The sequence below is a fragment of the Streptomyces sp. NPDC058000 genome, from assembly GCF_042886435.1.
In the GTDB taxonomy this organism is placed as follows: Bacteria; Actinomycetota; Actinomycetes; order Streptomycetales; family Streptomycetaceae; genus Streptomyces.
This window is the reverse complement of record NZ_JBHVQS010000064.1, coordinates 1-26,804: the sequence shown is the minus strand read 5'-3', so window position 1 is coordinate 26,804 and position 26,804 is coordinate 1. Positions and strand designations below refer to the sequence as shown.

Below are 26,804 nucleotides of genomic sequence, written 5' to 3'. Positions count from 1 at the left end.
GTCTGCTCCACGATCATGGCGGCGGTTCCGGTGACGAAGTCCGCGCGGTCCATGAGGGTCCAGCCGTGCCAGGCGAAGCGGCGACACGGTCGTAAGACGTGGCGGAGACCCGGATCCCGGTGATGCCGACCTTGACCACCGCGCGGGCGGGGTGGTGCAGGACATGCACCATGGTCGGAGCGTCCGAGGCGAGCCCGAAGTAGGCGCAGTACTTGCAGGCCCCAACCCTACCGCGCACGCTGTGCAGTTGTGGATGAATCACGCTCTGGCACTTGAGGCAGCGACTCTTCCACGGCTTGGCGATCCCGATGTAGTCCACGGGCGGCTCGGCATCGGCGGCCCGCATGTCGGCAGCGGCCTCGGCGGCGGTGACCTTGCCGTTGCCCGCGCAGAACGCGCAGTGCACACCGCGCCGCACGGTGTCGAGACTCGGAGCGGACTCCTTGCCGCAGGCCCAGACGGTTGGTGGCCCCGGCACGTAATGCCGGGCGCGATCACTCCAACGGCTGATGGCCGCCCAGGTCACGCACCCCGGGACCCGAACGCTACTCGACATGTGCCGCACGACGGCCTGCACACCCCTCAATGGAGCTTTGGGAGGAAGGCTTCGCTGCCGGTCAAGTGGGGTGCGCTGGTCGGCGTTTCAACGGGCCAGCCGCGCGCACGAAACGGCTTGGCGCACGAACAACGCCAGCACGTGCGTGGCATCGGTGAGCTGACGGCCCCCGGCCTTCAGCAGTCCGGCTTCCACCAGACGCTCCAGCATCGCCCGCAGCAGTCGGTCGGCGGCCAACAATGCTTCGGCCGGGGCCTGTCCCTGACCGAGCAAGTTCGGCGAGGGCCAGCTGCGCGAGTGGTACCGGCCGCTCGATCTTCTGTCCGGCGGCATCGAGAGCGTCATTGCAGCCGACAGCGCTCTGCAGGACACGGTCGATCGCATCATGCGCGACACCGGCCTGGCCGGTCTTTCGGCCCTGGAGCACCGACCACCACCAGCTCGGGCACAGCCTGACCTGCAACGGCAACAGACGTCGTCACCCCAGGTGCAGGAAGCTCCGGACGTCGTCATAGCCGTCCTGGGCCCGACCGTCCACATCCGACGGGTCCGCTTCGGATCGCGCCGCCAGCGACTGCGCCAGTGCGAGGGCTCCATGGCTGAGACGACCGAAACGTCGAGCGGTATGTCCCAGGTACAGGCCCGCCAGCCCGAGCAGCGGACTACCCGGCACAGCCCGCGTCCCGACCTGCACGCACCAGTGCTCTACGAACTCCGCATCATCGCCGTTCAACGCGGTCCCGACCAGGACTCCCGCCGCCGCACCCTCTGCTGAGCGGTCACGCAGAGCCTGTTCCAACGTCTCGACCACCACCTCGTGAGGCAGCGCGGGAGGGTTCTCGAAGCTCAGATGAGAATGCACCCCGCGAGACTACGCGGACCGCATCCAACAGCTACCTGCCGCCGATCAGTCCGGCAAGACAGGGCGGCGGCGTCATCCAAGGCAGACGGTCCCGGGAGACAGACCCACCGGCCAGAGCTGCGTGACCTCAAATGGGGAGTGCGATCAGTCCCCATTGGCGTCGTTGGGCTTCTCCGACCACTTCAGCCCAGCCGGACAACAGCTCGGTGAACTCCTCGAAGTCCGCGATCCACCGACCCGGGCATGCTGCGTGGCGTGCGTACGGTTCGCGCAGTTGCGGCAGGGCGGGGGCAGCCTCCCGCCAGCAACGGTGCAGACCAGCCACTGTCTGGGGTCCGCGGGCGATGAGCGGCCCCGGCCGCCAGAGGCCGTCGGTGGAAGGGAAGACGCCGGCGTCTACGTGCTCAGCATCGGTCTCGACCTCAGGCTCCCACCAGATCAGAGCTTTCAGGAAGTCGTCCAGAGCCGTCCGCAGTGCCGTCCCGGCCTCGCCCTGGACGTCCTGCCATGCCTGTGCGGTCCAAAAGTGCGGCTTGTACGAGCCGAGGGTGCTGTGAGTTCTCATTCTTGTTGCGGTGGAGAGAGCGCTTTGAACTGCAAGGATGCAGGTAGCTGAGAGATATCTTGGTGTGCTTCTTCCGCGCCTAGGAGTGCTGTGACCTGCAGTGCCGCATGCTGGATGAGAATCCCGCAGATCTATTGAGAATTCTGGTGGGTGGCCAGGTCTGTCTGCGTGCTGGTGGGCCTGCTGCAGAATCTCCACGAGGCCGCGCGTGTCCACGAGACCGAGGTGGGTCTCACGCCCGTGGCGGTCCAGGCGTACTGGGACGGCCTCCGCCTTCACGAGGGGGCTGGACGTGCCGCTTTTTTGAAGGCGCAGGCCGACCGTGGCCAGCCGCTCAAGCAGCTGGCTCTGGCCTGAGGAGCCCGCGTGGGTATCGGACTGGGGTGCTTGCCCTGTGCAGGATCCTCCGCCAGCACCGGTGGCGTCAGGTGCTCACCCTGAAGTGGCGGAACATGTCCGGAAGGAACTGCCGTAGCAGGGCTTGGGCGTCATCAAAAAGCCTGAGCTCGTCGTGGCCGAAGCGGAATACCTCGTACGCCCTGAGCTTGAGCTCTCTGTCAGCGGCGACCATGCCCGCGTACTTGGATGTATCCGGCGTACGACCGCGGTCGCGGGTGTAGTGCTGTGACCCGTCGATTTCCAGGACGACGCGCTGTCCGTGAGGCAGCAGCAGGAGAAAATCCATGCGGGAGCGCAGCAGCGCCTCCGGGCCGCGCTCTTGAACGGTCCTGTGACAAATCCGTTAGTGATCACTAGATGAGTGATGTGCTGGCTTGGGGGTCTAGTGATCGTTTCAGGATCTATTGCTGTGGTGTGGTTCGTCTCTGGGCTGGGGTTTCCGTGGAGGTTCGGAAGCTGGAGAGGCTCTGAGGTGCAAATTCAGTGATCGTCTTGGAGTGTAGTGATCGGCACGGGATTTCTCTTTTGCTGCGTGGTTCAGGTGGATTGGTCTGTGCTGGGCAGGGGGTTGGCGGGTCGTGTCTGGGTGGTGGCGGCAGGGCCAGCAGGCGGCCTTCCGGGGCGCTGGCCAGGGCTGGCCGAGCTGTGTCGGCTTGCGACGAGGAAGCCGTTCTCTGACGTATCGATGACGCGGGTCGATCCTGGGCGAGAGGCGGGATTGCGAAGGGGCTCAGCCCAATTGGGGCCGACTCACGTCCGCGGTCTCGTTCGTGCCGTTTCCCAGTGGGATGTCAGTACCCGCTCCTAGTCTTTCCGTCATGACATCAGCGACGCCCAAACGGCCGGTCAGTGAACTGCCGGGCGATCCCGCCCGTCTTCACCTCCACTACGGCCACGGACATCCCGCAGTGTCGTACGACTACGAGGACACCCTCGAACCCTGGCACGTCGTGGTCACTTACGGGACGGCGGGCGACGAGGAGTGGGAGGACGAAGAAGACGGGGGCAGTCACGCTCCGGCCGCGGGCTCCGAGATCGGGCACCTCATCCTGTGGAGGCTGCGTGACTACACCGGTGACAACCGGTGGGAGGCGGCGGACGCCGAGTCCGGTGATCTAGAGGTCATAGCCTCTGCGGTCCTTGGCCGGTCCGGACGTGACGGCTACAGCGCCGCATTCGAGAAGGCGGTCACCCACCCCGTTGGTGACCTGCTGCTTCTCGACCGCGTCAGCCTCGACAAGGAGTGGAGGGGTTTCGGACTGGGCCCGGCCCTGGCGGCTGAAGCGATCCGTCGCCTGTCCGGGGGCTGCTGCGCGGTCGCGGTCTATCCAGCCATGGGCGAGTACCCCGAAGACCGTGAACAGGTCACTGAGGCCTACCGCCGGCATGCGAAGAAGAAGATTGCTGCCCTGTGGCAGAGCATCGGTTTCCAGTCGTTCCGTCGGGGCGTCTGGCTCCTGGACACTGCCCTGCGCCATCCCGAGGAGCTCCTCCGAGCTCGTCGTGCCGAACTGCACGCGCTCAGCGCAGCCTTCCAGCGACCTGGCCCGGCAGAGAGCAACTCGACAGGGGACATGACTGCCACAGAGAGCGGCATCCAGACGCCGACAAGTCCCGGCCCGGGCTGACGCTTCCACAACGGTTCCCGCAGGCGCCGCAACGCGATGGCTACAGATTCAGCCCATGAGAGCCTCCAACGGGCGATCACCTGGATCCCCTCGTCTTCGCCAAATGCGCATCCGTGATGCGAACAGGTCGGCATCTACGATCTCTTCTCCGGTCCCGCACCGGCGACCAGAGCGCAAACCCCAACGCTGTTGACCCCGGGTGGCATACTGGAGCCTGCGCCTGTGGGCGCACACCACCCCTTAGGGCCACCGCCTCGGGTGAACCCGGCCGCCGCCGGGACCGCAGTGATCTTCCTTGGCTCCGCTCTGGCTCTTTGTGCTTCCAGCGGCCTGCCGGAGACATCGTTGCGGTGGGATGTGTCCGATGCGTAGGCCCGAGGGGAACACAATGTCTGCCGGCCGTACGCACCGCACCCGCCTGGCTCGCGCTTTCGCCCAGGCGCAGTCCATGCCCTACCAAAAAGCCCTGGCTCATGTGATCGTCTGCAGTGAGGCCGGACTGCTTCCGCCCCGGCTCGACCAAGAGGGCATGGAACAGGCTCTGGTCATTCTGCGCCGGCACCTTGGCGTGCCGACCGCCACCGAGCCCGAGGCCGCGCCGACCGAGCCGAAGACCACCCCGGTATCGCCCCTTCCAACGGCCAAGCGGCCCTCGCTGACCACAGACCCGCGGTGTATTGCCTTGTCCGAGGCTTTGGTACCCGTACTGCGGGCTACGAGCCCGGCTGGGGCCGGAGGCTACGGAGGTGCTCTGCAGGCCAATCTCCACCCCGCAGATGCCTTGGCCCTGGGCGGAGTACCGCTGATCCGTGCCGCCCTACGCCGCGCGGCACGGCAGTTGGGATGGCGGGTCCAGACACTGGGCCAGGAGGGAGAAGGCGTCACCCTGGTACTCGTTCACGACACCAGGGAGGAGCCCGCTGAATTTGCGGCAGCCCTGGAGGAACATCGTCGTCGCGCAGGCACGGAGGCAGCGGAACGCATCTCGGCGTTTATGGACAGGAACAACAGTAAAGACCTGGGCGAGTTGGGGCCCAGCCCGGTGGAACGGCAGACCCAGGCGTTCCTGGAAGCAGCCCGGACCGCCATGTCTGCCGCCCCGGAGGCGTGGAGGCAGCAGGCCGAGCCGCTCCAAGGTCTTTAACTCCGCTTTTCCCGGCTGCTGACACCAGACCGGCAGGGGGCCAGACCCTGTCGGGCCTGCCCCTTCCTCCGCCACGAAGGAGGGGCAGGCGCCTCTTTCGTGGCGGAGTGCTGCTCTGCGCGGCGTCGTGCATGTGGGTCACCAGTACGGGGGCTGCCAGCCATCGCGCCGGAGCAGCCGGGTGAGTACCGACGCTGTCCGCAGCAGCCAGACTCTGCGCGAACTCGCCCTGCTGCAAGGCTGGTTCGCACAGACCTGCATGCGGATTCGCTGGGACGGTGACGGTCCCACGGACCTCGGCTGAGTCCAGCTACGGTCGGTCAGCCCTGTTCGACAGCGATACGTGCCAGGAGTTTCAGCAGGGGCAGGTCGGCTGCCACGGCATCGACTGCGTTGCCGAAGTCGTTGAGGATGAGATCTTTCTTGCCGTGTGCCAGGCCGTTTCGGATGGCGTAGAGGTGCTTGGCGGTATCGATGCCGGCTGTTGTGAGAGCCTCCACACGACCAAGTGCCCGTTCTTTGAGCACGGAGAACACCTCGACGGGCTCCTCGGCGTGTTCCGGGAGAAATGCTGGAATGGTCAGCAGCTTCCCGAAGTCGTACTCCTCGAGGGAATCGAGGTGGTCGATGATGAAGTCCATGCCGTTGCTGCTCCGCGGCGCTTCCAGCACGCGGTACAGCCCCATGTACTCGGCGAGCAGGTCAACGTGCCTGATGGCCATGGCGTAAAGGGCAAGCGGTTCGGTGCGAGCCGTGAACCGGCGGCTGAACAGGGCCAGCGGATCCTTGTACGTGCCGTACCGCAGCTGCAGCATGTCGGTGTACCGGATCTCATGGGCCTGCTGGGCGACGGCGTCCAGGGTGTCACGGTAAGTGCGATTGGCGGGAAGCCACGGACGGTCGTGCCCGATTGGTTCGTAGGGGTGCAGTGGCCGGCTCCTGAAGTGGGGTGACGACCGTGGGGGAGTCGTGGTCGAACGCGATGCAGTCCGCGACGAGGAGCACGTCCTCAAGCGACGGCGCCGTGAGGGAAGCGTCGTAGAACCCCTCCGCGTTGAGGGGAAGAGGTACGAGCAGACCCAGCTCGGAGAGCTCTTGCATGCCCCACTTACCATCGGCCTCGAACTCCTCGATGCCGATGCCCGACATGCGGACGCCGTAGGCAAGACTCGGCCAGTTGATTCCTCCTTGCACCATGCAGGAAGGATAGGCAGCCCGCGTGGGCAGGTTTCCCCTCAGTACGGTTGTGCGGCACCAGGCGGATCGTCCTCCAGCGCGCCACAACGGGTCGCCAGGGTGACCGCGTTCGGCGCATATCGCCTTGGCGGTATGGGTGCTGTGGTGACCTGCGGACGAGCAGTCCACGGGATGGTTGAGGCTTCCGCGCCCACGCGCCACTTCGGTGACCTCATCTGTCTGAGTGCGGGCCGGATGTCATAGCCCTCGTGCAAGATGGGGAACTGCCTCCATGCCATGGTGCGGAGGCAGTTGGGGTCTGCTGCATTCAGGGGGCGTTCGTGTTCCAGCGTCATCTTCACCGTCACGATGACATCGATCTGGTGATGTCCGCGCTGGGGGACGATCCCCAGTGCCTGCCGGTTCTCATCACATGGGGTGCGGGCCTGCGTCGTGACGTGGCTTCGTCTCTGCGGGAGGTCATCGCGACCGGGGCGTGGCAGAGCGACGTCCGTGTCCGCAGCGCCGCGGCTCACTGGCGTGAGGAACCCCGCTTCCAGGTCTTCCTTGACCACGGGCTCGAAAAGCGCCGTAACCGAGGCCCCAAATATGAGCACCTGGACGCCGCTCTGCTGACGTTCCCCGAGACCCGTGCCGCTCTCTACCGGGTGAGTGCGGCTGAATGCCCACAGCACTGCCGTACGCAGACCGGCACCTTTGCCGAGGACCGGCACGTCGATGACTACCGCGAGGCGCTGTTCGGCTGGTACGCCGCCATCCAGCACGCACACGCCTGCGTCGTGAGGGCGGCGCGCTGGTTTGCGAACGCACAACCGCCCGACCCCCGCCTGCCGGGGACCTTCACCGACTGGATGAGCGGAACCCGACGACACCACAGCAGCGACACCGCGCCGGAGACGGATCCGGCCGCCCAACACGCTGTGCAGGAAATCATCCTGATGATGCACGCCTGGAGTCCGCACACCTTCGAAGCCATCGACGTGGCCTTCCAGAGGGCGGCGGGAGAAGACGCATCCCACGCCTGGGGCGGCAGCTTCGAGCCCGCCGGCCGGCCCGAAGCCCAGGCGGCCGCGGAAGCACTCGCGAGCGTCCTTTCCTCACAGGAACGCCAGCAGGTCCGGGACGTCATCGACAGGATCGAGACCGACGACGAGGACCGCGACATGGACCTCGCGAAGGACACCACGCTGGCCTGCACCAGCGACCGCCACCGCACCCTCGGCGCCGAATCCGGCGAACGCGAGGACTGCGCCAGGGCCCGAGGCCGTGTGTACGAAGAGGCCTCTCAGCCCTGGAACGAGGATGTCGACCACGCGGCCGACGCTGCCCGGCTCGCCCGGTTCCTGCTCGGACCCCGTACCGACCGGATCCACACCGCCCTTGCCGCGGCCCGGGCAGCCGTGGCCCAGGACACCGCCGAGACCGCGCCGCAGGTCTGGCACGACAATGCCGAAACCCTCCGGGAAGCACGCGAAGCCGCAGGACTCGACCTCCACGGCGCCGCCGGCCACTTGGGCATCAAGCCCGCCACACTCCAGCGCTTCGAACAGGCAACGGGCAAGCTCCCCGGACGACCGGTCTCCCTCGGCTACCTCCAACTCCTCACTCTGACCTGCACGCAGGCGGGCCGCACCGCCCCCGCCTGCGTCCCGCAGGCCATCTCCCAGCCGGTGGCTTCACTGCCGACCACCCTGTAAGACGCCACCACACCTACACCCCTCGCCGTGCGCCCCGCAGTAGACCGGCTGAAACACAGCCCCAGGTGCACCGGCACCCGAACCAACCAGCGGAGGCCTTCCGTGAAACGCGAGCGCGCCACCACGCTCCTGAATGACATGCTCGACCGCCTGGAGGAGGGAGGCTGGCCGCTGGACCTCGTCGACGAGATCCTCGTCTTCGGCTCCTACGCACGCGGCGCACTGAACCCCTCGGACGTCGACATGGTCGTGGAGCACCGCAGGGACGACCGTCTCACCTCTGAATTCCTCAACGCCCTGTCCTACGGCCGCGACCCCTCCGCCTCGATGAAGCGTGCTCTCAAGGGCAACAGCCGCGGCCTGCAGATCCACTTCGGCGAACGCAAGACCCTCGAAGCGGAAGGATTCGAACTGACCCCGCTGTGGGCCCGGGGCGAATCCGTCGACGCCGCCCGCACCCGGCTTGCCGCCATCACCCCCGACCCCGCGGCAGGCCGGTCCCCACGCGACCACATGATCGAAGCTTTCGACGGGATCGACCGCTGGGTTCCGCGCCCGGTCCGCATCACCCTCACCGACCTGGTCGACCGCAAAGCCGCCACCATCCGCCAACTCCAGCTCCCCGACGCCGAACCCGCCCACCCCGCAGCCCTCGAGGCACTCACCCGCTGGACCGACACCAGCCCGCTGCGCCGCGCCGCAGCAGCCGTTCTCGCCCATCTCGAAACCACCGGCCGGCTCCTCGACTCCGTCTACCTCCACGGCGATCCGGTCATCGGCAGCCGCTACAGCGACACCACATGGCAGACCGGCATCGGGTTCGGCTGGAACCACTACCGCAGCATCTCCCACCACCTGCAGGAGGGCACCGACTGGTTCGAGGTCGTCCGCCCCACACGGACCCAGCCCCTGCACACCCTCCACATCACCGTCCAGGACCGCTCCGCCCTGCCCCACCTGTGACGAGAACGCCCACAGCCTGGGGAGCGGCATCCCCGCCTGCAGGGCGGGGATCGGAGTATGCCAGGGTGATCGAGGATGCGGTGCCTGGTGAGTACGCTGCGGGTGGACGTGCTGGCGTTCGACATGCCCTGCCAGCAGTGCGCTATGCCTATGCGGTGGGTGTTCGGTCTGCTGCCCTCGCATCGGCCGGACGGCGACGAATTCACCACGACGGACTTTCCCGAAGCCGTTGACGTGGCACGCAGTATTCTCACCAACAGCCGCCGCCACCGCACTCGGCACTAGCCCGGAGCACCTCAGGCTCGCCTTCGAGGCCCGGCACCAGGCAGTCGGGGCGCCATCACGACAGCATCGACCAGATCGCTGCGAAGGAGTCGGGGAGCCCGTGCCCAAGCGCATCGATGTCAACTCTTCGGCCGCGGGCCGAGCCAAGTCGCCGCACAGGACCACGGCCAAACGGACCCCCGGTCAAGTGCTGCGTGAGGCCAGAGCCCGTGACAGCGAAGTCAAACGAGCTCGGGTACTCAAGACCCTCAACGAGATGGCCGCGACGGGAGAGAAGATCACCTTCCTCACACTCGCTCGCACAGCGCGGGTCTCGAACTGGCTGGTATACGCCGAGGGACTGCGCGAACACATCGAGGAAGCGATCAAGAAGCAGAGCGGTGCTGCACAACGGGAGGCAGAGGCGGGCTCGGACGTCTCGGCCGAGTCGCTGGCGGCCGACCTGGAACTGGCCACGGCAGAGCTCAGAATCTTGCGCGCGGAGCGGGACCAGCTCAAGGCGGCCATGTCGCGGCTGCGGGAGACCGAGGCCGAGCGTGATCAGTTGCGTGAGTTACTGAAGGAGACCGAGGAGAAACTGAAGCCCACGCTCAAAGAGAGCCGCTCGCCTTCAAGTCACCGCGCGGGGAAGTGATACCAAAACCGGAGATTCGCTGGCCCGCACGGCGGTAGCGTCGGTTCCATGATCGTATGGCTCAACGGAACCCACGGCGCAGGCAATCCGTGACCTGGGCCCTCTCCCGGCTCTTGATGTAGTCCGTCACCCTCGGGTGGGATCTGATGCCAAGCGGGCCGGGTGTTGCCTGGCTGTACGCCAATTCGCGCTGTCCCCGATGGCAGGTGAGTGGCGGCGCCGCAGTCGTAGGAGCCGACCCGGACAATTACGAGAGATCGAAGGGGGCGGGGGAGTGGCCTTCCCAGATCTGGCGGGATGTCTGTTCGGGGTAGGGCAGAGTCTTCGACTCGGTGTGCAGGACGCGGGTGAGGTGCCCGCCGGGCCGGTGGGCGGACCAGCCCGCGTCGCCGGTGGTGACGAAGCGGACCCATGCCTCCTGGAGTTCGCGGGAGAGCGCGACGGCCTCGGGAGTGGGCTCCTCGCCGATGAGCTGGGTGCCGACGGGGCTGTCCAGCGTGCCGAACGCCAGGGGAACGTCGAGGCTGTGGCAGGCGCCCAGGATGCCGCCGAGGGCCGGGGCAGCCCAGCACAGTTCGAACAGGTACGAGGTGCCGCCGGCTGCGGCGTTCGCCTCGGCCAGCTTCTGTGACGGCATGCGGAAGAGGGCGTCGGAGTACACCGTCTCCACCAGCTCCTCCGGGCCTGCCTGCGGGAACGCGGCACGGTAGGCCCGCGCGCCGTCCGGCTGCGGGGCGAGCAGTTCCAGGGCCGCGTGGGCGTCCTCCTCGGTGAAGGTGCCGTACCGTCCGCTCATGACGCTGAAGTACCGGAATTCGTCCCGGGTGTGGCCGACGAGCAGTTCGGTCCCGCTCGCGCGCGCTCCGGTCAGCGCGAGCCAGGGCGTTTCCGGGAGGACCTCGCCGTCGACGACGGGGCACAGCGCGGTGCCGGTCTCCGTGAGGCGTCCCCAGCTCTCCCGGTGCGCGTGGAGGCCGGCGTTGAAGGAGGTGAGCTCGGCGGCGAGGTGCCATGGGTCGATGTCGCGCAGGGCCTCGGCGGTGGGGGCCGCCGCGCCGAGCCGGTCCGCGAACGCGGCGGTGACCTGCCGTGCCAGCGCGGGGGTGCTGTGCAGCCCCGGCACCGAATGGGCGATGGCCCGCCGGAACAGGCCGCGCGCGGACTTCATCGTCAGCAGGGCGGCGACCGAGCCCGCCCCGGCGGACACCCCGGCCATGGTGACCCGGCCGGGGTCGCCACCGAAGGCGGCGATGTTGCGCTGCACCCACTCCAGCGCCGCGATCTGGTCGAGGAATCCGCGGTTGGGCGGCGCGTCGTCGAGGAACGCGAAACCCTCCGCGCCCACGCGGCAGTTGACGGTCACCACGACGACTCCCGCCTCGGCCAGCGCTGCCGGGTCGAACATCGGGTCGCTCGACGCTGCCGAGAGGTAGCCGCCCACGGGGATCCACACCAGCACCGGCAGTCCCGCCGCGCCGGGATCCGGAGTGCCGACGTTGAGCGTCAGCCAGTCGGTGCCCTGCGGGGACACGTCGATCGGCAGCGACAGCGGCACCACGGGGCCGAACTCGACCGCCTGCCTCGTCCCCTCCCAGCGGTGCGGCGGCGCGGGCGCGGCGAAGCGGAGCGCTCCGACCGGGGGCTGGGCATAGGGGATGCCGCGGAACACTGCGTGCCCCTGCCGCCGACGCCCCTGCACCACGCCTTCTGTGGTCCGTACCTTTGGCTGTTCGGACATGACGATTCCTTCCTTCGAGTGGACCTCAGGATTACGGGTCAGGTGTATTATGTCAACCGTATTGGAACAGGTCCGGGGTACAAGGGAGGGGCCGGCGATGCCGAAACAGGTGGATCACCGCGGACGCCGCGAAGCGATCGCCCGCGCACTGTGGCGGGTGGTGGAGCAGCGCGGCGTCACACAGCTGACGATGCGCGTGGTGGCGCAGGAGGCGGGCATGTCACTCGGGCAGCTGCAGCACTACTTCGCCTCCCGGACCGCCATGCTCTCCTTCGCCATGGACTTCGCGTCCGAGCAGACCTCGGTGCGCGTCGACCAGGGGCTCGAAAAGCTCGGTGACCGTCCGCACCCCCGTGACGTGCTGCGACTGACGCTCGCGGAAATGCTCCCCCTGCATGCCGACGCCCGCGCGACCAGCCGGATGAGCGCCGCCTACGTCCTGGAGGCGCTGCACGACGAGGCCGTGCACGAGCAGGCGCGCCGCGGCCTCGTCCAAGGGCGGGCCCTCGTCGAGCAGTTGGTCCGCCAGGCGATCGCCGACGGGCACATCGACTCCGGCCGTGACCCGGCGACCGAGACCAACCTGCTCCTCGCCCTCACCGGCTTCACCTCCCTGATCGAACTCGACGTGATCGAGCCCCAGGACGCGCTCGCCGCGATCGACGTGCATCTGGACCGGCTGTTCAGGAGTACGTGACCTGCCCCCGGACACGGGGGCAGGTGGGGGCAAGATCAGCTCTACGTCCTCCACGCCGACCAGGACACCCTCCGTGAGCGCATCGCGGGCGACACTGTTCTTGGCCCCAACTCCCCATTCCGTCTCAAATACCTTGAGCCCTATGCCGAGGCGGCCCGCACATGGCTACACGGTGAGGCCGAGGTCATCGACACCACCCACCTCACGCCCGCACAGGCAGCCCTGCAGATCGCAGAGGCCGTCAAGAGTTGAGGCCCGCCCGCCACGCGAAACAGGCCCGGCGAGGATTGGACACGGTCCTGCGGAACGCGTTCGGAGACACGAGCATGGAATGCCGAAACCCCGCAGGTCACGGCGAAGCCGTTGGACACCGAAACACGGAACCTACAGTCCCGGACACATACGCGACGCAAGGGCCAAGGTCAGAGGCGACCCGGACCTCATCGTGCAAGGAAAAGTCGCTGATTTGCTGGAGTTCCTGCGCCGGGCCGGCCTGGACCCGGAGGAAGTTCAGCTCGACGACCCTGCGATCGAATGGCGCGGCGGCGGCCCCGATGTGTGGAGCATCGCGACGGAATGATGTCGTAGAGCCCAGCGCAGCCGGCGGCGCCCGCAGGCTGGTCCCAGCCCGCGGCCGACGGTGACTGCCCAGGGAACCCTCCCAAAGCGCAGCTGGGTTCCACCGTGCCGTGTGACACTGCGCTGGTGATCGAGATCGAGACCCGCGCCTGATCCTGCGCCGCTTCCGCATCCAGGACGTCGCCGTCATGGCGGAATACCGCAATGACCTAGACATAGCCCGCTACCAGGCATGGCCCTCGCCCCTCTGATTCTGTCCACGAGAACGAGCAGCACTTCTGCATCAGTTTGGGCAGCAGTCCACGTCCTCGGAGGAATCGAAATGCTCACGAGTTAGGACAGCGGCGACGCTCGGCGTCCCTGCGTTTCACTGATCAGGTAGGGGGATCGTCCAGCACGCTTTCTGTCCATGCGCTGCGCAGTTCCGAGTCTGCTGACCACTGTCCGGCTGCCCCGGTCGAGGTATGTGACACGCCGCGTTCGGGTAGATGTCCTCGGCCGTCCGAGGCAGCCACGCCACTTTGAGCGTCTCTGGTCGTGGAGCACGACGTCGACGGGGACTCGTACTCGGCGATTCCTGACCGCGGCTGGTTCCTGGGAGGTCACATGATCGGTGGACTATCTTCACTGTTGATGGGAAAGCGGGTGCTCGCCCTGGTCGATGGGGAGCACTATCCCGAAGTGGTCCGAGAAACGCTGCGCACGCTGCCTTGCCGGGTGGTGGGTTCCCTGCTCGTCGGCGGAACCGAAAAGCTGCGGGAGAAACCGGACTTCGGCGTGCCGCTCCTGACCGGGAGCATCACGGATGCCGTGTCCGCATGCGGGGCCGAGCTGGTGCTCGACCTGTCGGACGAACCGGTGGTCGGCGGGCCGGAGCGGATGGCGTATGCGGTACGCACCATGGCTTGCGGGGTCGCGTACATGGGAGCGGACTTCTGCTTCGAGCCTCCACGGCTGGCTCCGTTCGCGCTCCCGTCCATCGGCATCGCGGGCACGGGCAAGCGGATCGGCAAGACCGCCGTGAGCGGGCACACCGCGCGATTGTTGGCTGAGCGGTGGAACGTCGTGGTCGTCGCCATGGGCCGCGGCGGCCCCGCCGACCCGGAGGTGGTGACCGCCTCACCGGGCCTCGCTGACCTGCTGGCACTGTCCCGCTCCGGGCGTCACGCCGCGTCCGACCACATCGAGGACGCGGTGCTCGCCAAAGTGGCCACGGTGGGGGCACGACGTTGCGGCGGTGGCTTCGCGGCCGCTCCGTTCGACTCGAATGTCGAGGCGGCGGCCGAGATGGCGGCGAAGCTCTCGCCGGATCTCGTTCTGTTCGAGGGCAGCGGGACCGTCCTGCCACCGGTGGACGTGGACCGGCGGATCCTGGTCGTCGGGGGCAGCCAGGAGCCCGATCGAGTGCTCGGCTATCTGGGCGCGTACCGCGTCCTGGTGTCCGACCTGGTGGTTCTCACGCTGGCCGATCCGCAACTCGACGTGCGGGACATGCGCAGGGCCATCCGACAGATCCGGGACGTGCCGCTGATCGTCGCCGCACTGCGCCCGCGCCCGGTCTCGGACGTGTCGGAGCGTCGCGTCGCGTTTTTCACCACTGCCGCACCACACGTGCTCCCCGGGATGGTCGACCACCTGCAGACGAGGTACGGCGCCCGCGTCGTCCACGCCACGGGTGCCCTTACAAACCGGAACCGACTGCAGGCCGAACTCGAGGAGGTGGACGCGGACGTGTATCTGGTGGAACTCAAGGCCGCCGCCATCGACGTTGTCGCCGAACATGCCGAGCGGCGCGGCATTCCGGTTGTGTTCTGTGACACCGAGGTGAGTCAGCTGCCCGGTGAACCTTGCTTCGATCAGGCCGTCCTCACACTGGCGGATGAGGCCCGTAGCGCCGGCAGGAGTCGAGCTTCGGCCACCAATGTGCGGTGACAGGGTGCTCGGATCGGGTCCTCGGTCGGCCCTTGGTGCGAGCTTGGGCGCGATCCGGGTGCTGTCTCCTCTCGTGAACATCGAACACCGCGACGCTCGGGTGCCTCCCAAAATGCTGGACACCTGCTGTCGACTTTCGGACAGCAGCTCGGTGGTGACCGACGAGAAGCCGTCTGCCGCTCGGCCGGAGCCCTGGGCAAAAACGCTGGCTACGGGCGTAGGTGGCAGCCGGCATCGGGCCGTTGCCGGGCGCCGGCGGGTGCCTCCCGTCGAAGCCGCCGCGCCGCAGCCACGGCCCCTCTGAACCCCAGCCGTGGAAGTCGAGGACGACGAGGCCGGGCCGGTGTTCGACCAGCTTCTCGGACCCGAAGCCCTTGGTGTCCAGGTTCATGTAGTTGCTCACGTACAGGTCGGCGCCGACCAGGGTGGACCAGAAGGCAGCGGTCTGGACCGGGTCGATCAGATCGCAGAAGGCGGCGCGTTTGCCGATACCGGTCTCGACGATCATGCCGACCGGGTCCGGACGGCTCGGCGCGGACAGGTGCAGCACGTCGGCGCCCAGTTCGGCGGTGATCCGCGTGGCGATCGGCCCGGCGATCACGTGCGTGTTGTCCAGCACCCGCACCCCGGCCAGCGGCAGGCCGTCGTCCGCGGTCGGGAACGGCTCCGGCACACTCTGTCCGAGCTTCTCGATCCGGATCAGCGGCCCATCCGCCAGCAGACGGCCCTGCGGGTGCTTGCACCACTCCTCGCGGGTCCGTACCGCGATGGCGGTGCCGCCCCGCTCGCAGATCGCCTCTTCAAGGGGCAGCGCGTCCCATTGGGCGACGGCGGCAGAGATCCGCTCCCGGTCGGGCGGGCAGTCGAGGACCTGGCAGGCGATGTCCCGCAGGTGCGGGTAGGAGAGCAGGACGTAGACGAAGCGGCCGTCGGCGGCGCGGTAGAAGTCGCTGTTGCCAAGGAGGTTGGGGTCCTCCAGCAGCTGCCCGACCGGGACGCCCCGCATCCGGGTGAAGAACACCGCCATCAGCTGACGCACCGCCGCGTCCACGGACACCGTGACGTCCTGCCCAGCGCCGCCGCGTTCCTGGTGGAGGGCCGCGACCTCGGTGCCGAGCGCGGCCAGCGCGGCCGCCGCGGCATCGCCGATCCGGTGCACCGAGGGCGTCACCGGATCGGCACCAGTGATCCTCACCGCGCCGCCGGCGTCCTTCGCCGTGATCCCCAACTCCCGGTACAGGCCCTCCAGGGAGCCCTGCGCGGTGCTGCTGGTGCTGTGCTTCTGCTCGACGGTCACGTCTCGGCTCTCCCAGAGGACGACGGTCCGCGTCCGGCGCGGTAGCCGTCCCCCTTGGGGCGGCCTCCACCACAACAGCCGATCCGATTGCCCACCGTCCAATATCAGTTCACCGCATCACTGATATCCACGGCCATATGAGACCAGGCGACGCCGCGGAAATATCCCCCGTCGTATCGATCCGGTGCCCGACAAATCTTGGACCGTGCCGCTGCCCTCCGGGTTATCCGGTCACCGGAATGAGGCAGCGCAGCACCGAGTGAGGCAAGCTGAAGATGGCCTGGGCAAACTCCCGCGGCGGCATACCAGGGCCGGCCCGCGCTGGTATGCCGCCCTGCTGGGTATATCCCGGTAGGCAAGGAGGATGCCTGGTGCACACCTTCGAGGTTGGACAGACGGTCGTGCGGCGGGACGTGCACCGCACAGGCCGCGTGTGGAGCGAACACGCACTGCGCGTCCTCGCCGACACCGACCAGGCCCTGGTGACCGCCTGCGCGCCGGGCGCGGAGACCCGCTGGCCCGACCTGTACGCCAAGGCCCGCACCGCCGGCGACCGGGCAGCGCGCACCGAGGCGTTCGAGGCGATGGCGACGGGGGAGTGGGACCTGGCGGATGGCCTATGGGATGAGACCGAGCTGCGGATGTGGAAGCCGCCGGGCGCGTGGTTCAGCATCAACGCCTTCTACACCAGCGCCGGGCTGCGCAACTGGTACGTGAACTTCGAGCACCCCACGACCCGTACTGCCGACGGGTTCGACACCTTCGATCTCGCTGTGGATCTAGTCATCGCCCCAGACTTGAGGCGGTGGGAGTGGAAGGACGAAGACGAGTACGCCCACGCGAGGCGACTCGGCATCATCAGCGACACCGAGCACCAGGCCGTCGACGCCGCCCGCACTCAAATCCTCGCGATGCTGGAGAAACGTTCGGGCCCTTTCGCCAACGCTGCCTCCTGGGCGTCCTGGCAATGGGAGCCGAACTGGCCTACCCCACGCCTGCCCGACGGCCGGTGACCAAAGTCCGTGGCGGTGGCATCCCGCCGCACTGGTGGTCAGGGACGTACGCAGGAAGCTGAGTTGTCCTGACACCAGCCGCCTGGCGGGTGGCCCATCTCGTAGAAACCTCGCACGAGACCGCCGAGAACGGCGATGGATACCGCGAGGCACAGGGCGAGGGCCGTCCACAGGGCGACCTTCTCAGCCTTACCCCGGTCGATGCCACCTGGCCGAGACTGACGCCCAGGGCGTGGCGAAGCCTGCGGCCTGTCGGGGTCGGCCAGTGGCGCGCCGGTGTGGCGGCCGACGTAGCGGGGGCTCACAGCGGGATCCGCATCTGACGGGAGCCGCCTACCCGCACGTGGCCGGTTCCGCGTTGGCGGCGAAGGGCTCGACTACCGAGTCGCCTACGCACACCGGTGGCGAAGTACTGGGAGCGCTAACCGGTGCGCCAGGGGTCCGTGGGAGGGCTGCTATTCGACGAGGGTTTGGGTGCCGATGACGGTGAGCAGTTCGAGGCGTTCGGCATCCTGGCTGCCGGGCTCGGCCGTGTAGATCATGATGCGCAGGTCGCTGCCCGCGACGCTGAGCACGTCGCAATCCAGCATCACGGCACCCACCTGGGGGTGGTCGATGATCTTGCGGGACACTTCGTGCCGGCCCACGGCTCCGGAGTTCCACAGTTCAGCGAATCGGTCGCTGTTCGCGCGTAGTTCTGCGATCAGGTGCCGCAGCGGCTGGTCCGCCGGGTACCGGCGTGCTGCCGCGCGCAGGTCGGCGACGACTGCGCTCTCCAACGCGAGTCGGGACCGTGGCGTGTGGCGGATGCGGTCGCCTGAGCCGAGGAAGGCGCGCCAGGCGCCGTTGCGCTCCCGCCCGTGCCGCTCGCCCATCAGCGCCGTGTACAGGGGGTTGGCCAGCAGCAGCGTCCACGAAGCGTCCGAGACCGCGACGGGCGTCCCGGTCAGCCTGTCCAGCATCCGGTGCACGCTCGGCGTGATGTACGCGGGCACCGTGCCCTGCCCCGGCGGTACGAGCCCGGCGACATGGAACAAATGCTCCCGCTCGGCTGCGGACAGGCGCAGAGCCCGCCCGAGAGCCTCGACGACTTGCTCCGACGGGTTGTTCGCCCGACCCTGCTCCAGGCGAGTCACGTAATCGACCGAGATCCCCGCCAGCAGGGCCAGCTCCTCACGGCGCAGCCCGGCCGCGCGCCGATGACCACCCACAGGCAGTCCTGCGGCCGCCGGGGAGACCCGGTCGCGCCAGCGCCGTACCGTGCGTCCGAACTCCGTGCTCGCCATGCCACCACTGTGCACCAGCCGCACACGGTCTTCCTGGTACTGACAGTCCCAGGAAGAGAGGACTCCTGGCTGCTCCCGACGGATCGCCACAGCCTGGAGACATGACGACGACACTGATCACCGGAGCCAACAAGGGCCTCGGTTTCGAGACCGCCCGCCGCCTCATCGCCGAAGGCCACACCGTCTACATCGGCAGCCGCGACCTGGAGCGCGGCCGCCGGGCCGCCGAACGACTGGGCACGCGGACCGTGCAGCTCGACGTCACCGACGACGCGTCCGTCCAGGTCGCAGCTCGGACCATCGAGGCCGACGGCGGCCTGGACGTACTGATCAACAATGCGGGCATCGAGACCCGGGACGCCGGCAACAACGTGATCGGCGCCGCTGACGTGACAGCCGATCACATGCACCAGGTGTTCGAGGCGAACGTCTTCGGCACGGTGCGGGTCACCCACGTGTTTCTCCCACTGCTGCGGCGCTCGTCCGCCGCGGTCATCGTCAACGTCAGCAGCGGCCTGGCGTCCCTGACCCGCGTCGCTGACGCGAGCACTCCGGCGCACGCCTACCCGGGCGTCGCCTACCCGGCCTCGAAGACCGCAATCAACATGGTCACCGTGCAGTACGCGAAGGCGTTCCCGGCCATGCGGATCAACGCAGTGGAGCCCGGCTTCACCAAGACCGACCTGAACGGCAACACCGGTGTGCAGACCGTCGAGCAGGGCGCCGAAATCATCGTCCGCATGGCACAGGTGAGCCCCGACGGCCCCACTGGCGGTTACTTCGACGCGGCAGGCCCCCTCCCTTGGTAGACGCAGTGCACCATGAGGCACAAGGTACTGCGCAAGCGTGGGCGGGGACATTCAGATGCAGGGAGCCTCATCAGCCCACGGGGGGTGTCAGCGTGGTGGGACGGCGAGCAGGGTGTGGTAGGTGGCGGTGTCCGGGGGTTCGCCTACGCGTCGTCCGTCGGCTTCGACCCAGGCGTGAGCGGCGAAGGGCGGGGTGCGCACGCCGGTGCACCAGGTTGGCCAGGTGCCGCCGAGTCGGCAGAACAGGGCTGTGGCAAGGGAGCGTTGGAGGCAGTAGTGCCCGGAGCACAGGACGCTGACGGCCGTGACGTCCTGCCGAGCCCGCAGGGCCGTGGCATGGTCAGCGGGCTGTGCTCCGCGGCGCGCGGCCCGCAGGAGGGTCTGCAGACGCTTGGGTGGTAGGTGGGCCAGTAGCCGAGCGGCGGCGACGGCGGTGTGGGCGGCAGCGCGGCGGCCGAGCGGGGGACGGTTGTGGTTGGTGTCGAGGATCTGGCTCACGGGGCGTCGACCACCAGTCCGCAGTGGGTGAGGTGGTCGAGCAGGGCGGTGACGTCGGCTGCGGCGCGTTCGCGGGGGACGGGGCGGGTGGCGGCGAGTCGGTCGGCGATCTGCTGGGGGCCGGCGCCGTCGAGGAGTGCCTGGAGGACAGTGGCGCCGGTGGCGTTGAGTTGCCAGTAGCGGCCGTTGCGTTCGTCGAGCAGGACCATGCCGTCGTCGGTGGGACAGCAGGCGACGTCAGTGCGCAGCCGTGTCAACGGGCTACTCCTCGTGTGGGTGGTGGCGGGGGACGAGGTGGGCGGGGGCGGGGTGGGAGGCCAGGTCGCGCAGCCATGCCTCGACGCCCAAGGTGTTCTCCAGTTCCGGGGCGCTGCCGATGTTCAGGCCGGGGCTGATCAGGGCACGGCGTAGGAGTTCCTGGTCGGCGAGGTCGGCGGCGGCGAGGTGTGCTGTGTCGGCGATGTCGGAAAGGTGGCGGCGGTGAGTACGCAAGCCGGCGTACCAGTCGGGGCCGCAGTGGTCCTTGGTGGTGCGGTGCAGGATGCGTTCGGGCACCAGGCCTTCCAACGCGGCGGCCAGCAGGGGTTTGTAGGCCCAGGGGTGGCCCGCTTCGTGAGGGCGGACGGTCAGACAGGCGGTCAGGACGGCGTCGTCGCAGAAGGGGCTGTCCGTCGGCAGTCCGTATGTGGTGGATGCCTCGTGGAGGAGGGCGGCGCCGCGTCCGGCCTCACGCATCTGGTGGATCCAGGCGTGCCGCCCGGGGTCGGGGTCCAGCGGCTCGGTGTGTTCGGCTGCGCGGCGCAGGACCGCGGCGACCAGGTCCACGGCTTGGTCGCTTGCCCAGGGCGGCAGGGCCGGCCGGGCTCCCCACAGGGCGGGGCCCCGGATTGCTTTGGCGCCATCGCGCAGTCGTGCCGCGGCGCCGGTGAGCCAGGTCGGGTAGGAGCCGGCGCCCAGCAGCATTCGCGCGGCGGCCGGCAGGCCCCAACGGCCGCGCGCTTTCAACCCGTTCATGACCCGCGCGGCAGTACGGGGACTACGGCGCCACAGGCCATGGAGGCAGGCGTCAGGGGGCACGACGGCGTGGTCGCCGCCGTGCCCCGACAGGCGCAGCTTTGCCCCCCGGGCGCGTAGCGCGGCGGCCGTGTGGGAGTGCCGTGCTCGGTTGCGCAGGAGCCCCGAGGGCTCTTCCAGGGGCTGGCGGCGTTCGTCGAGACCGGTGAAGCACGCGGGCAGGTCGGCGGAGGTGAAGACCAGGGGTTCGACACGGGGCAGGTGGTCGGCGGCAAGGCGGGCGTACCGGTGGTCTTGGTTGCCGGGGCTGTTCCAGTGCTGGGTCGAGGTGACCAGATGGGCGCCGGCTTCGGCAGCCAGGAAACACAGCGAGGTGGAATCCATGCCGCCGGACAGATCTGCGGCCAGCACTTGGCCCGGACGCACGCGCAGGGCCGTGGCGGCTTGCAGGGCCTCGCGCAACAGGCGTGCGGCATCCGCGATGGGCAGGTGCGCGGGCGGTGGCCGCCACCACGTAGGCGTGTCCGCACGTCCATCGGGAGCGACGCGGAGAGCGTGGCCGGGCTCGACGGCTTCCACCCCGGTCCACATCGGGGCATCGGCCAACGGGTGCGGCAGGTAGGGCGCGGCAAGGCGGGCGGCGACCCGGGCCGGATCAAGGTCGGCGCCGGTGAGGTGGGCCAGCGTGCGGGCCCGGTCCGCGCATACCATCGCTCCCTCGACCGTCGCCCGGTACAGGCGCCGGGACCCGAAGGCGCTCCCGCGCACGTACATGTAGCCGTCCACGGACGCGGCCACATGGAAACTGCCGTACACCCCGTGCAGCGCGGATTCGACGTCCGCCACCGTACGGACCCTCTTCAGACGGGCCGACAGGTCCACCGGCGTCGTTGACGAGGTTCCCAGCACCGCCAGCGTCCGGCTGGCCTCCGAAGCCAGCACCATCTGCCAGGGTGGCCAGGAGCCCACCAGCCACGGTCGGCCCGACGGATGGCCCACCACATCGACGGCCCCCGCTCGCAACCGGGCCGCAAGCCCCTGCCCCGTCTCCCGATCCGGGAGTGCCACGAACCAGCACGCCGCCATGTCAGGCACTCAGCAGCCCACCCCCAACACCTCGCGCCGGCCCGCTACCTGGCTCTCCTGACCCACACCGCGAACGGGCTCCGGCCCGGCCGGCCGGACCCCGCGCTCCACCCGCTGGCGGTTGTCCCGCGAGGGCTGCCGACCAGGAACGTGCAGGTGCCGGCGCGCGGCGCATTGCGGCCACGCACCGGCACCCGTACACCGGGTCATTACCACTGGTACCAGCTAGCGCCTTCCTCGACCTTGTCTCCGGCGTTGCCCTGGGTGAGGTCGGCGAAGTCTCCGACTTCGACCAGCAGCGGGGTCTCGTACACGTCGGCGGGCTCGATGTTCACTGTCTCGATCATCGTGGGGGCCTCCAGATCGCACAGGCGGACAGTGCACCTTTCAACAGCCATCGGTGCACGCATCGAATACCCGTCTCATCCTCGTGGGCCGCCGGGAAGGACCTCAAGGGGTCGATCGAGCCATGCTCAGAAGGAACAGCGAAAGTCAGCCGCGCGGGCGGTTACGCGGTGCTGGTCGGGGCGCAGTGGCTCCGAGGCCTATTCGGGCGGCCTTTGGCCCGGTGGCGCAGGTGGTGTTGGTAGCGGCCGGGGGTTTGGCCGATGGCTGAGGTGAAGACCTGGATGAAGGCGCTGGCGTTGGACCGCCCACAGGCGTGGGCGGTGGCGGCGACGGAGTGTCCGCCGGAAAGCAGGACCAAGGCGTGGTGGAGACGCAGCTGGGTGCGCCATTGGTGAAAGCTCATGCCCAGCTCGTTGCGGAACAGGCGGCTTAGGGTCAATACCAGTGACATAGGGGCCAGTTCGACCGTCTCGCCTGCGGAAACACCACCCTCCGGCGGCCTCGGCAGCCGCAAAGTCACTGGCATTGTCCCTAGACGACTTGATGCGGAGGACCACCGCGGCCGGGCGCCGGGAATGCGCCGCGCCGGCCGGATGGCCTGGTAGCGCTGTCTGCCCCGCCACCCGGCCGTGTGGTGCGACACCTTCAGCGATGCGACGCCATGCCCGGCGTGCCCTGACCAGACCGAAGCCCTCTTCAGGAATCAGACGCAGAGAGATCGAGTTGATGCGCCCCGGGATTTGCTTCCACGCCGATCCCGACGCGGGCGCCATCCACCTGTCATGCCGACCGCTCCCCCGCCGCCCGCCCCGTTCCCCTGGGGCAGGCGGCACACGCGGTGGATGTGAGGGCGGCTCGTCAGATGGTGACGATCGCCGGGTCGCTCGTGCTGGGCTTACCGGTCTCGACATGACCGGTCAGGCGGCGCAGGAACGTGGTGTCCTGGTCGCAGGCCACCGACAGGTCGTACCAGCCGTGGCTGCGTCCGGGGTCCGCGGTGTGCACCACCTTCGCCCCGGGCTGCACCCGGTACGTGGCGGGCTGCTGGTTGCCGTAGGCGTCGGTGACGGTGAGGCGGACCGCAGTGTGGCCGTCGTTGCTCAGGAGCAGCCGGAGCTGTCCACTCGCCCCGTCGTTGCGAGCGCTCACCTCGGGGCCCGCGGCGCCTGCCTTGCCCTTGAACTGGCGCGTGAACCCGTTGGGACCGTGCACGGTGAGGTCGTAGCCGCCCTGCTGCGACCAGCCGCGCCAGCTCTCGGACAGCTGCCGTCCCGCCTCGGTGGTGTACGTCCACGGTCCGTCCGGGTGAGTCGCGGACGTCACGTAGAACGTCACTCCCGCCTTTCCATGGCTGGCGAGGTCGACCCGCACGCTGCCGTCCGCCCCGCTCACGTGGCTGTCGGCGGTCAGGTCGTACGGGATCGGACGGGCCAGGCGCAGCCCGCGCTCCTGCTTGGGCAGCTTGGGATCGGCCGGAGGTGTGGGGACGTAGTCCGGGTGCCGGTTGTGGTCCGGCGGGACGTAGCCGCTGGTGTTCGGGAGCGAGGGCACCGCGGTGTCCGTACGCGAGAAGTCGAACGCCGTGGTGAGGTCACCGCAGACCGCACGGCGCCAGGGGGAGATGTTGGGCTCGTGCACACCGAAGCGCCGCTCGATGAACTGGACGATCGAGGTGTGGTCGAAGACCTGCGAGCAGACGAAGCCGCCCTTGCTCCACGGCGACACCGCGAACAGCGGCACCCGCTGCCCCAGACCGTACGGACCCGCCATGTCCTTGTCGGAACCCTGCGGGCTGAAATGCTCCGTCGTGGTGTCTGCGGTCGACAACCCCTGCGCCCGGGAGGCGGGCGGGAACGGCGGAACGACGTGGTCGAAGAACCCGTCGTTCTCGTCGTACGTGATGAGCAGCACCGTCTTGCTCCACACCGCGGGGTCCGCGGTCAGCGCGTCCAGCACCTGCGAGATGTACCAGGCGCCGTAGTTCACCGGGAAGTTGGGGTGCTCGGAGAACGCCTCGGGCGCCGCGATCCAGGAGACCTGCGGCAGCTTCCCGGCCTTCACGTCGGCCTTGAGGATGTCGAAGTAGCCCTGGCCGCTCTTGGCGTTGGTGCCGGTACGCGCCTTGTCGTACAGGGGGTCGCCGGGCTTGGCGTTGCGGTAGTTGTCGAAGTACAGCAGCGAGTTGTCACCGTAGTTGCCGATGTAGGCGTCATCGGTCCAGCCCCAGGAACCGGCCGCGTCGAGACCGGTGCCGGCGTCCTGGTAGATCTTCCAGGAGACCCCGGCCTGCTCCAGGCGCTCCGGGTAGGTCGTCCAGGAGTAGCCCGCCTCGGCGTTGCTGATGACCGGGCCGCCGCCCTTGCCGTCGTTGCCGACGTACCCGGTCCACATGTAGTAGCGGTTCGGGTCCGTGGGGCCGATCAGCGAGCAGTGGTAGGCGTCGCAGATGGTGAAGGCATCCGCCAGCGCGTAGTGGAACGGGATGTCGCCCCGGGTGAGGTAGGCCATCGTCGTGTCGGTCTTGGCCGGCACCCACTGGTCGTATTTGCCCTGGTTGAACGCCTGGTGGCCGCTGTTCCAGTCGTGGGCGAGGTCCTTGAGGAACGTCAGACCGAGGTTGTCCGCCTGCGGGTGGAACGGCAGCACGTCCTTGGTGCCGTTCGACTGGTACCAGACCGGCTTGCCGCTCGGCAGGGTGACCGGCCGCGGGTCACCGAACCCGCGCACGCCGCGCAGCGTGCCGAAGTAGTGATCGAAGGAACGGTTCTCCTGCATCAGGACGACGATGTGCTCCACGTCCCGCAGGGTGCCCGTCGCCCGGTTGGCCGGGATCTCCGCGGCTCGGGCGATGCTGGTCGACAGCATGGACACGGCGGCTGCGCCGCCGGTGAGTTGCATGAATTTACGACGGTTGATGCCACTCATGACAGGTATGTCTCCTGGCGATGGCGAAGCGGAACACGGGCTCGGCGAGTCTCTCCAGTCGACCCGGAACGCGCCGCGGTCGCGGGGTGAATGCGGTGGGAACCCTTGGTTAACACCAGTCGGCCGCAGCAGGCCGCTGCCGCCTCGCCCCGCAGGTCAGGACGCGGGTGGGCGAACGGCCGGTTGAGGGTGTGCAGTTGGCCGTCGAGGGAGCCTGATCGACGACTCCCAGCGTGTGCAAGAGGCGGATCGGCCGGGTGGCACGGCGCTACGGCCTGGTCACGGGGTGCATACGCTCGACGCTGCGCCATCGGCTTCGATGATTGTTCGTGCAGGCTTTGGCCTGTGTTCACCCGACGCCTCAATCCGTTCGGCGTGTGCTGTCAGCCTGCCTGCCGACAACCCTCGTCGACTGGAGCGTGGAGCATGCGCAGAATGACCCTTGGCTGGAAGAAGACCTCGGCGGGTGCCGTGGCGGCAGCGGTGGTGGGAAGCGGCGCCTTCATGGGGGTCGCCGCCGCGTCGCCCGCGCAGCCGCAGCAAGGTGCGGGTGTGCCGGAGCACATCTTCCACATCATGATGGAAAACCACGGCACGTCCCAGATCATCGGAAACACCGCCGACGCGCCGTACATCAACCAGCTCGCCGCCAAGCACAACACGGCGGCCAACTTCCACGGGGTCACCCACCCCAGCATGCCCAACTACCTGTCCGCCATCTCCGGGTCCTTCCAGGGCATCTGGGACGACTGCAAGGCTGGCGCCACGGTGACCTGTCCCCCGGAGGAGTTCGTCCCGAACTCCGGTGACGGGACCGACACCGCCTTGCTGACGCCCGCTCAGGTGGCCGGCGCGAGCAAGACGCCGCACATGTTCTCCGGCCGCAATCTGGTCGACCAGCTGGAGGCGAAGGGGCTGTCCTGGAAGGCATACATGCAGTCCATGCCGCAGGCGGGCTACGAGGGCGAGTTCGCGCCGGGGAACGTGGGCGGCACCACGGTGAAGCTGTACGCGCAGAAGCACAACCCCTTCATGTACTTCTCGGATGTGAACTCGGCCGGCAACCCGCGGCTGAAGAAGGTCGTACCCTTCGAGAAGAACTTCGACGCCGACCTGGCCTCGGGTAACGTCCCCAACTACACCTGGATCAGCCCCGACCAGTGCCATGACATGCACGGGATAGCCCCGGACGCGGCTGCGAAGATCGGCCTTCCCGCCTGCGGCTACCCCAGCTCCGGTCTTGACCACGGGGCGATCAAGCTCGGCGACGAGTACCTCCGCGAAACCGTCACCAAGATCATGAACTCGCCAACGTGGAAGTCCACCAACTCCAGCATCATCATCGACTGGGACGAGAACGACTACTCCGGCAACTCCGGTGGCCCCGGCAGCCCGGTGGGTGCCAACAATGCCGTGCTCGGCGGCGGTGACGCGCCGCTGATCGTGATCAACTCCCACGGCGGTCCGCACAAGGAGTCCACCGCCCTCTCCGACCACTACACCGTGCTCGCCACGATCGAGCACATGTGGCACCTCGGCTGCCTGGCCAACACCTGCTCACCCCGCACGTCCGGCTCACTGCGCGACCTGTTCGCCGGGTAAGCGACCGACTCGCAGCACCTATGCGGCGGCGTCCGCGGCGACAACCTCGC

29 protein-coding genes and 1 pseudogene are annotated in these 26,804 nt (G+C 68.4%); 15 read left to right on the top strand and 15 right to left on the bottom strand.

All coding sequences use genetic code 11. From position 1 onward, the window contains the following. Window positions 1-13: 13 nt before the first annotated feature. Both ACFVT2_RS36835 and ACFVT2_RS36830 read right to left on the bottom strand, forming a co-directional pair. Window positions 14-418, bottom strand: coding sequence for a hypothetical protein (locus ACFVT2_RS36835; protein ID WP_390025292.1), 405 nt, complete (start codon window positions 416-418; stop codon window positions 14-16). Between the two features lie 225 nt (window positions 419-643). Further along, window positions 644-943: a hypothetical protein gene (locus ACFVT2_RS36830; protein ID WP_390025290.1), complete on the bottom strand. Its 300-nt coding sequence runs from the start codon at window positions 941-943 to the stop codon at window positions 644-646. Here ACFVT2_RS36830 and ACFVT2_RS36825 point away from each other — a divergent pair. Then, window positions 942-1,331, top strand: coding sequence for a hypothetical protein (locus ACFVT2_RS36825; RefSeq protein WP_390025288.1), 390 nt, complete (start codon window positions 942-944; stop codon window positions 1,329-1,331). The two genes, ACFVT2_RS36830 and ACFVT2_RS36825, sit on opposite strands and share 2 nt — an antisense overlap. 214 nt (window positions 1,332-1,545) lie before the next feature. On the opposite strand, the gene ACFVT2_RS36820 is transcribed toward ACFVT2_RS36825, so the two are convergent. Then, entirely contained in the window at window positions 1,546-1,983 is a 438-nt protein-coding gene (locus ACFVT2_RS36820; RefSeq protein WP_390025287.1) for a hypothetical protein, read from the bottom strand. Window positions 1,984-2,133: 150 nt separating this feature from the next. On the opposite strand from ACFVT2_RS36820, the gene ACFVT2_RS36815 reads away from it, so the two are divergent. Next, the gene (locus tag ACFVT2_RS36815) at window positions 2,134-2,340 is read left to right on the top strand and encodes a hypothetical protein (RefSeq protein ID WP_390025285.1); all 207 of its coding nucleotides are present in this window, start codon (window positions 2,134-2,136) and stop codon (window positions 2,338-2,340) included. Window positions 2,341-2,407: 67 nt separating this feature from the next. Here the strand turns inward: ACFVT2_RS36815 and ACFVT2_RS36810 are convergent, their stop codons facing one another. Then, window positions 2,408-2,668 (bottom strand): hypothetical protein, encoded by a 261-nt coding sequence (locus tag ACFVT2_RS36810; protein WP_390025283.1) that lies wholly within the window; start codon window positions 2,666-2,668, stop codon window positions 2,408-2,410. 532 nt (window positions 2,669-3,200) lie between these two features. Here ACFVT2_RS36810 and ACFVT2_RS36805 point away from each other — a divergent pair. From ACFVT2_RS36805 to ACFVT2_RS36795, 3 genes are all read left to right on the top strand, one after another. After that, complete coding sequence (locus ACFVT2_RS36805; RefSeq protein ID WP_390025282.1) at window positions 3,201-4,010, top strand: hypothetical protein; 810 nt, start codon at window positions 3,201-3,203, stop codon at window positions 4,008-4,010. A gap of 448 nt (window positions 4,011-4,458) precedes the next feature. Next, window positions 4,459-5,154 (top strand): hypothetical protein, encoded by a 696-nt coding sequence (locus ACFVT2_RS36800; RefSeq protein ID WP_390025280.1) that lies wholly within the window; start codon window positions 4,459-4,461, stop codon window positions 5,152-5,154. 181 nt (window positions 5,155-5,335) lie between these two features. Next, window positions 5,336-5,458 carry a hypothetical protein gene (locus ACFVT2_RS36795; protein ID WP_390025279.1) on the top strand — a complete coding sequence of 41 codons (123 nt, stop codon included), beginning with the start codon at window positions 5,336-5,338 and terminating at the stop codon, window positions 5,456-5,458. 16 nt (window positions 5,459-5,474) lie between these two features. Here the strand turns inward: ACFVT2_RS36795 and mauJ are convergent, their stop codons facing one another. Both mauJ and ACFVT2_RS36785 read right to left on the bottom strand, forming a co-directional pair. Then, entirely contained in the window at window positions 5,475-5,969 is a 495-nt protein-coding gene (gene mauJ / locus ACFVT2_RS36790; RefSeq protein WP_390025277.1) for a methylamine utilization protein MauJ, read from the bottom strand. 49 nt (window positions 5,970-6,018) lie between these two features. After that, on the bottom strand, window positions 6,019-6,351 hold the full coding sequence (locus ACFVT2_RS36785) for a hypothetical protein (protein WP_390025275.1): 333 nt from the start codon (window positions 6,349-6,351) through the stop codon (window positions 6,019-6,021). 437 nt (window positions 6,352-6,788) lie between these two features. Between ACFVT2_RS36785 and ACFVT2_RS36780 the strand changes: the two genes are divergently transcribed. The 4 genes from ACFVT2_RS36780 (at window position 6,789) to ACFVT2_RS36765 (ending at window position 9,930) form a co-directional block, all read left to right on the top strand. Then, on the top strand, window positions 6,789-8,048 hold the full coding sequence (locus tag ACFVT2_RS36780) for a helix-turn-helix domain-containing protein (RefSeq protein WP_390025273.1): 1,260 nt from the start codon (window positions 6,789-6,791) through the stop codon (window positions 8,046-8,048). A gap of 102 nt (window positions 8,049-8,150) precedes the next feature. Continuing rightward, window positions 8,151-9,011 carry a nucleotidyltransferase domain-containing protein gene (locus tag ACFVT2_RS36775; protein WP_390025271.1) on the top strand — a complete coding sequence of 287 codons (861 nt, stop codon included), beginning with the start codon at window positions 8,151-8,153 and terminating at the stop codon, window positions 9,009-9,011. Between the two features lie 87 nt (window positions 9,012-9,098). After that, the gene (locus ACFVT2_RS36770; protein WP_390025269.1) at window positions 9,099-9,296 is read left to right on the top strand and encodes a hypothetical protein; all 198 of its coding nucleotides are present in this window, start codon (window positions 9,099-9,101) and stop codon (window positions 9,294-9,296) included. A gap of 100 nt (window positions 9,297-9,396) precedes the next feature. Beyond that, complete coding sequence (locus ACFVT2_RS36765; protein ID WP_390025267.1) at window positions 9,397-9,930, top strand: DUF6262 family protein; 534 nt, start codon at window positions 9,397-9,399, stop codon at window positions 9,928-9,930. Window positions 9,931-10,177: 247 nt separating this feature from the next. On the opposite strand, the gene ACFVT2_RS36760 is transcribed toward ACFVT2_RS36765, so the two are convergent. Beyond that, on the bottom strand, window positions 10,178-11,668 hold the full coding sequence (locus tag ACFVT2_RS36760) for a carboxylesterase/lipase family protein (protein ID WP_390025265.1): 1,491 nt from the start codon (window positions 11,666-11,668) through the stop codon (window positions 10,178-10,180). A gap of 97 nt (window positions 11,669-11,765) precedes the next feature. Here ACFVT2_RS36760 and ACFVT2_RS36755 point away from each other — a divergent pair, with 97 nt between their 5' ends. From ACFVT2_RS36755 to ACFVT2_RS36745, 3 genes and pseudogenes are all read left to right on the top strand, one after another. Continuing rightward, the gene (locus ACFVT2_RS36755; protein ID WP_390025263.1) at window positions 11,766-12,365 is read left to right on the top strand and encodes a TetR/AcrR family transcriptional regulator; all 600 of its coding nucleotides are present in this window, start codon (window positions 11,766-11,768) and stop codon (window positions 12,363-12,365) included. A gap of 42 nt (window positions 12,366-12,407) precedes the next feature. Beyond that, window positions 12,408-12,617 (top strand): annotated as a pseudogene (locus ACFVT2_RS36750) (ATP-binding protein); the annotation flags it as partial. A gap of 864 nt (window positions 12,618-13,481) precedes the next feature. Continuing rightward, window positions 13,482-14,876, top strand: coding sequence for a 2,3-diphosphoglycerate synthetase (locus ACFVT2_RS36745; protein WP_390025261.1), 1,395 nt, complete (start codon window positions 13,482-13,484; stop codon window positions 14,874-14,876). On the opposite strand, the gene ACFVT2_RS36740 is transcribed toward ACFVT2_RS36745, so the two are convergent. Further along, a complete protein-coding gene (locus ACFVT2_RS36740; RefSeq protein ID WP_390025260.1) occupies window positions 14,812-16,173 on the bottom strand; it encodes a CoA transferase in 1,362 nt (453 codons plus the stop codon). The genes ACFVT2_RS36745 and ACFVT2_RS36740 overlap by 65 nt on opposite strands. 371 nt (window positions 16,174-16,544) lie before the next feature. On the opposite strand from ACFVT2_RS36740, the gene ACFVT2_RS36735 reads away from it, so the two are divergent. Beyond that, window positions 16,545-17,186, top strand: a complete 642-nt coding sequence (locus ACFVT2_RS36735) for a DUF402 domain-containing protein (RefSeq protein WP_390025259.1) — start codon at window positions 16,545-16,547, stop codon at window positions 17,184-17,186. A 455-nt stretch (window positions 17,187-17,641) separates the two neighbouring features. Here ACFVT2_RS36735 and ACFVT2_RS36730 read toward each other — a convergent pair whose 3' ends face one another. Continuing rightward, complete coding sequence (locus ACFVT2_RS36730; protein WP_390025258.1) at window positions 17,642-18,472, bottom strand: helix-turn-helix transcriptional regulator; 831 nt, start codon at window positions 18,470-18,472, stop codon at window positions 17,642-17,644. Window positions 18,473-18,573: 101 nt separating this feature from the next. On the opposite strand from ACFVT2_RS36730, the gene ACFVT2_RS36725 reads away from it, so the two are divergent. Further along, a complete protein-coding gene (locus ACFVT2_RS36725; RefSeq protein ID WP_390025256.1) occupies window positions 18,574-19,281 on the top strand; it encodes an SDR family NAD(P)-dependent oxidoreductase in 708 nt (235 codons plus the stop codon). A gap of 87 nt (window positions 19,282-19,368) precedes the next feature. On the opposite strand, the gene ACFVT2_RS36720 is transcribed toward ACFVT2_RS36725, so the two are convergent. The 6 genes from ACFVT2_RS36720 to ACFVT2_RS36695 form a co-directional block, all read right to left on the bottom strand. Next, the gene (locus tag ACFVT2_RS36720) at window positions 19,369-19,779 is read right to left on the bottom strand and encodes a lasso peptide biosynthesis B2 protein (RefSeq protein WP_390025254.1); all 411 of its coding nucleotides are present in this window, start codon (window positions 19,777-19,779) and stop codon (window positions 19,369-19,371) included. Beyond that, complete coding sequence (locus ACFVT2_RS36715) at window positions 19,776-20,036, bottom strand: lasso peptide biosynthesis PqqD family chaperone (protein ID WP_390025252.1); 261 nt, start codon at window positions 20,034-20,036, stop codon at window positions 19,776-19,778. Before ACFVT2_RS36715 ends, ACFVT2_RS36720 begins: the two co-directional genes overlap by 4 nt. A 4-nt stretch (window positions 20,037-20,040) precedes the next feature. After that, complete coding sequence (locus ACFVT2_RS36710) at window positions 20,041-21,738, bottom strand: asparagine synthase-related protein (protein WP_390025250.1); 1,698 nt, start codon at window positions 21,736-21,738, stop codon at window positions 20,041-20,043. A gap of 350 nt (window positions 21,739-22,088) precedes the next feature. Further along, the gene (locus ACFVT2_RS36705) at window positions 22,089-22,226 is read right to left on the bottom strand and encodes a lasso RiPP family leader peptide-containing protein (protein ID WP_390025248.1); all 138 of its coding nucleotides are present in this window, start codon (window positions 22,224-22,226) and stop codon (window positions 22,089-22,091) included. 161 nt (window positions 22,227-22,387) lie between these two features. Then, on the bottom strand, window positions 22,388-22,678 hold the full coding sequence (locus ACFVT2_RS36700) for a helix-turn-helix transcriptional regulator (RefSeq protein WP_390025246.1): 291 nt from the start codon (window positions 22,676-22,678) through the stop codon (window positions 22,388-22,390). Between the two features lie 407 nt (window positions 22,679-23,085). Further along, complete coding sequence (locus ACFVT2_RS36695) at window positions 23,086-25,152, bottom strand: phosphocholine-specific phospholipase C (protein ID WP_390025244.1); 2,067 nt, start codon at window positions 25,150-25,152, stop codon at window positions 23,086-23,088. A gap of 426 nt (window positions 25,153-25,578) precedes the next feature. On the opposite strand from ACFVT2_RS36695, the gene ACFVT2_RS36690 reads away from it, so the two are divergent. Next, entirely contained in the window at window positions 25,579-26,754 is a 1,176-nt protein-coding gene (locus tag ACFVT2_RS36690) for an alkaline phosphatase family protein (RefSeq protein WP_390025242.1), read from the top strand. The last annotated feature ends 50 nt before the right edge of the window (window positions 26,755-26,804 follow it).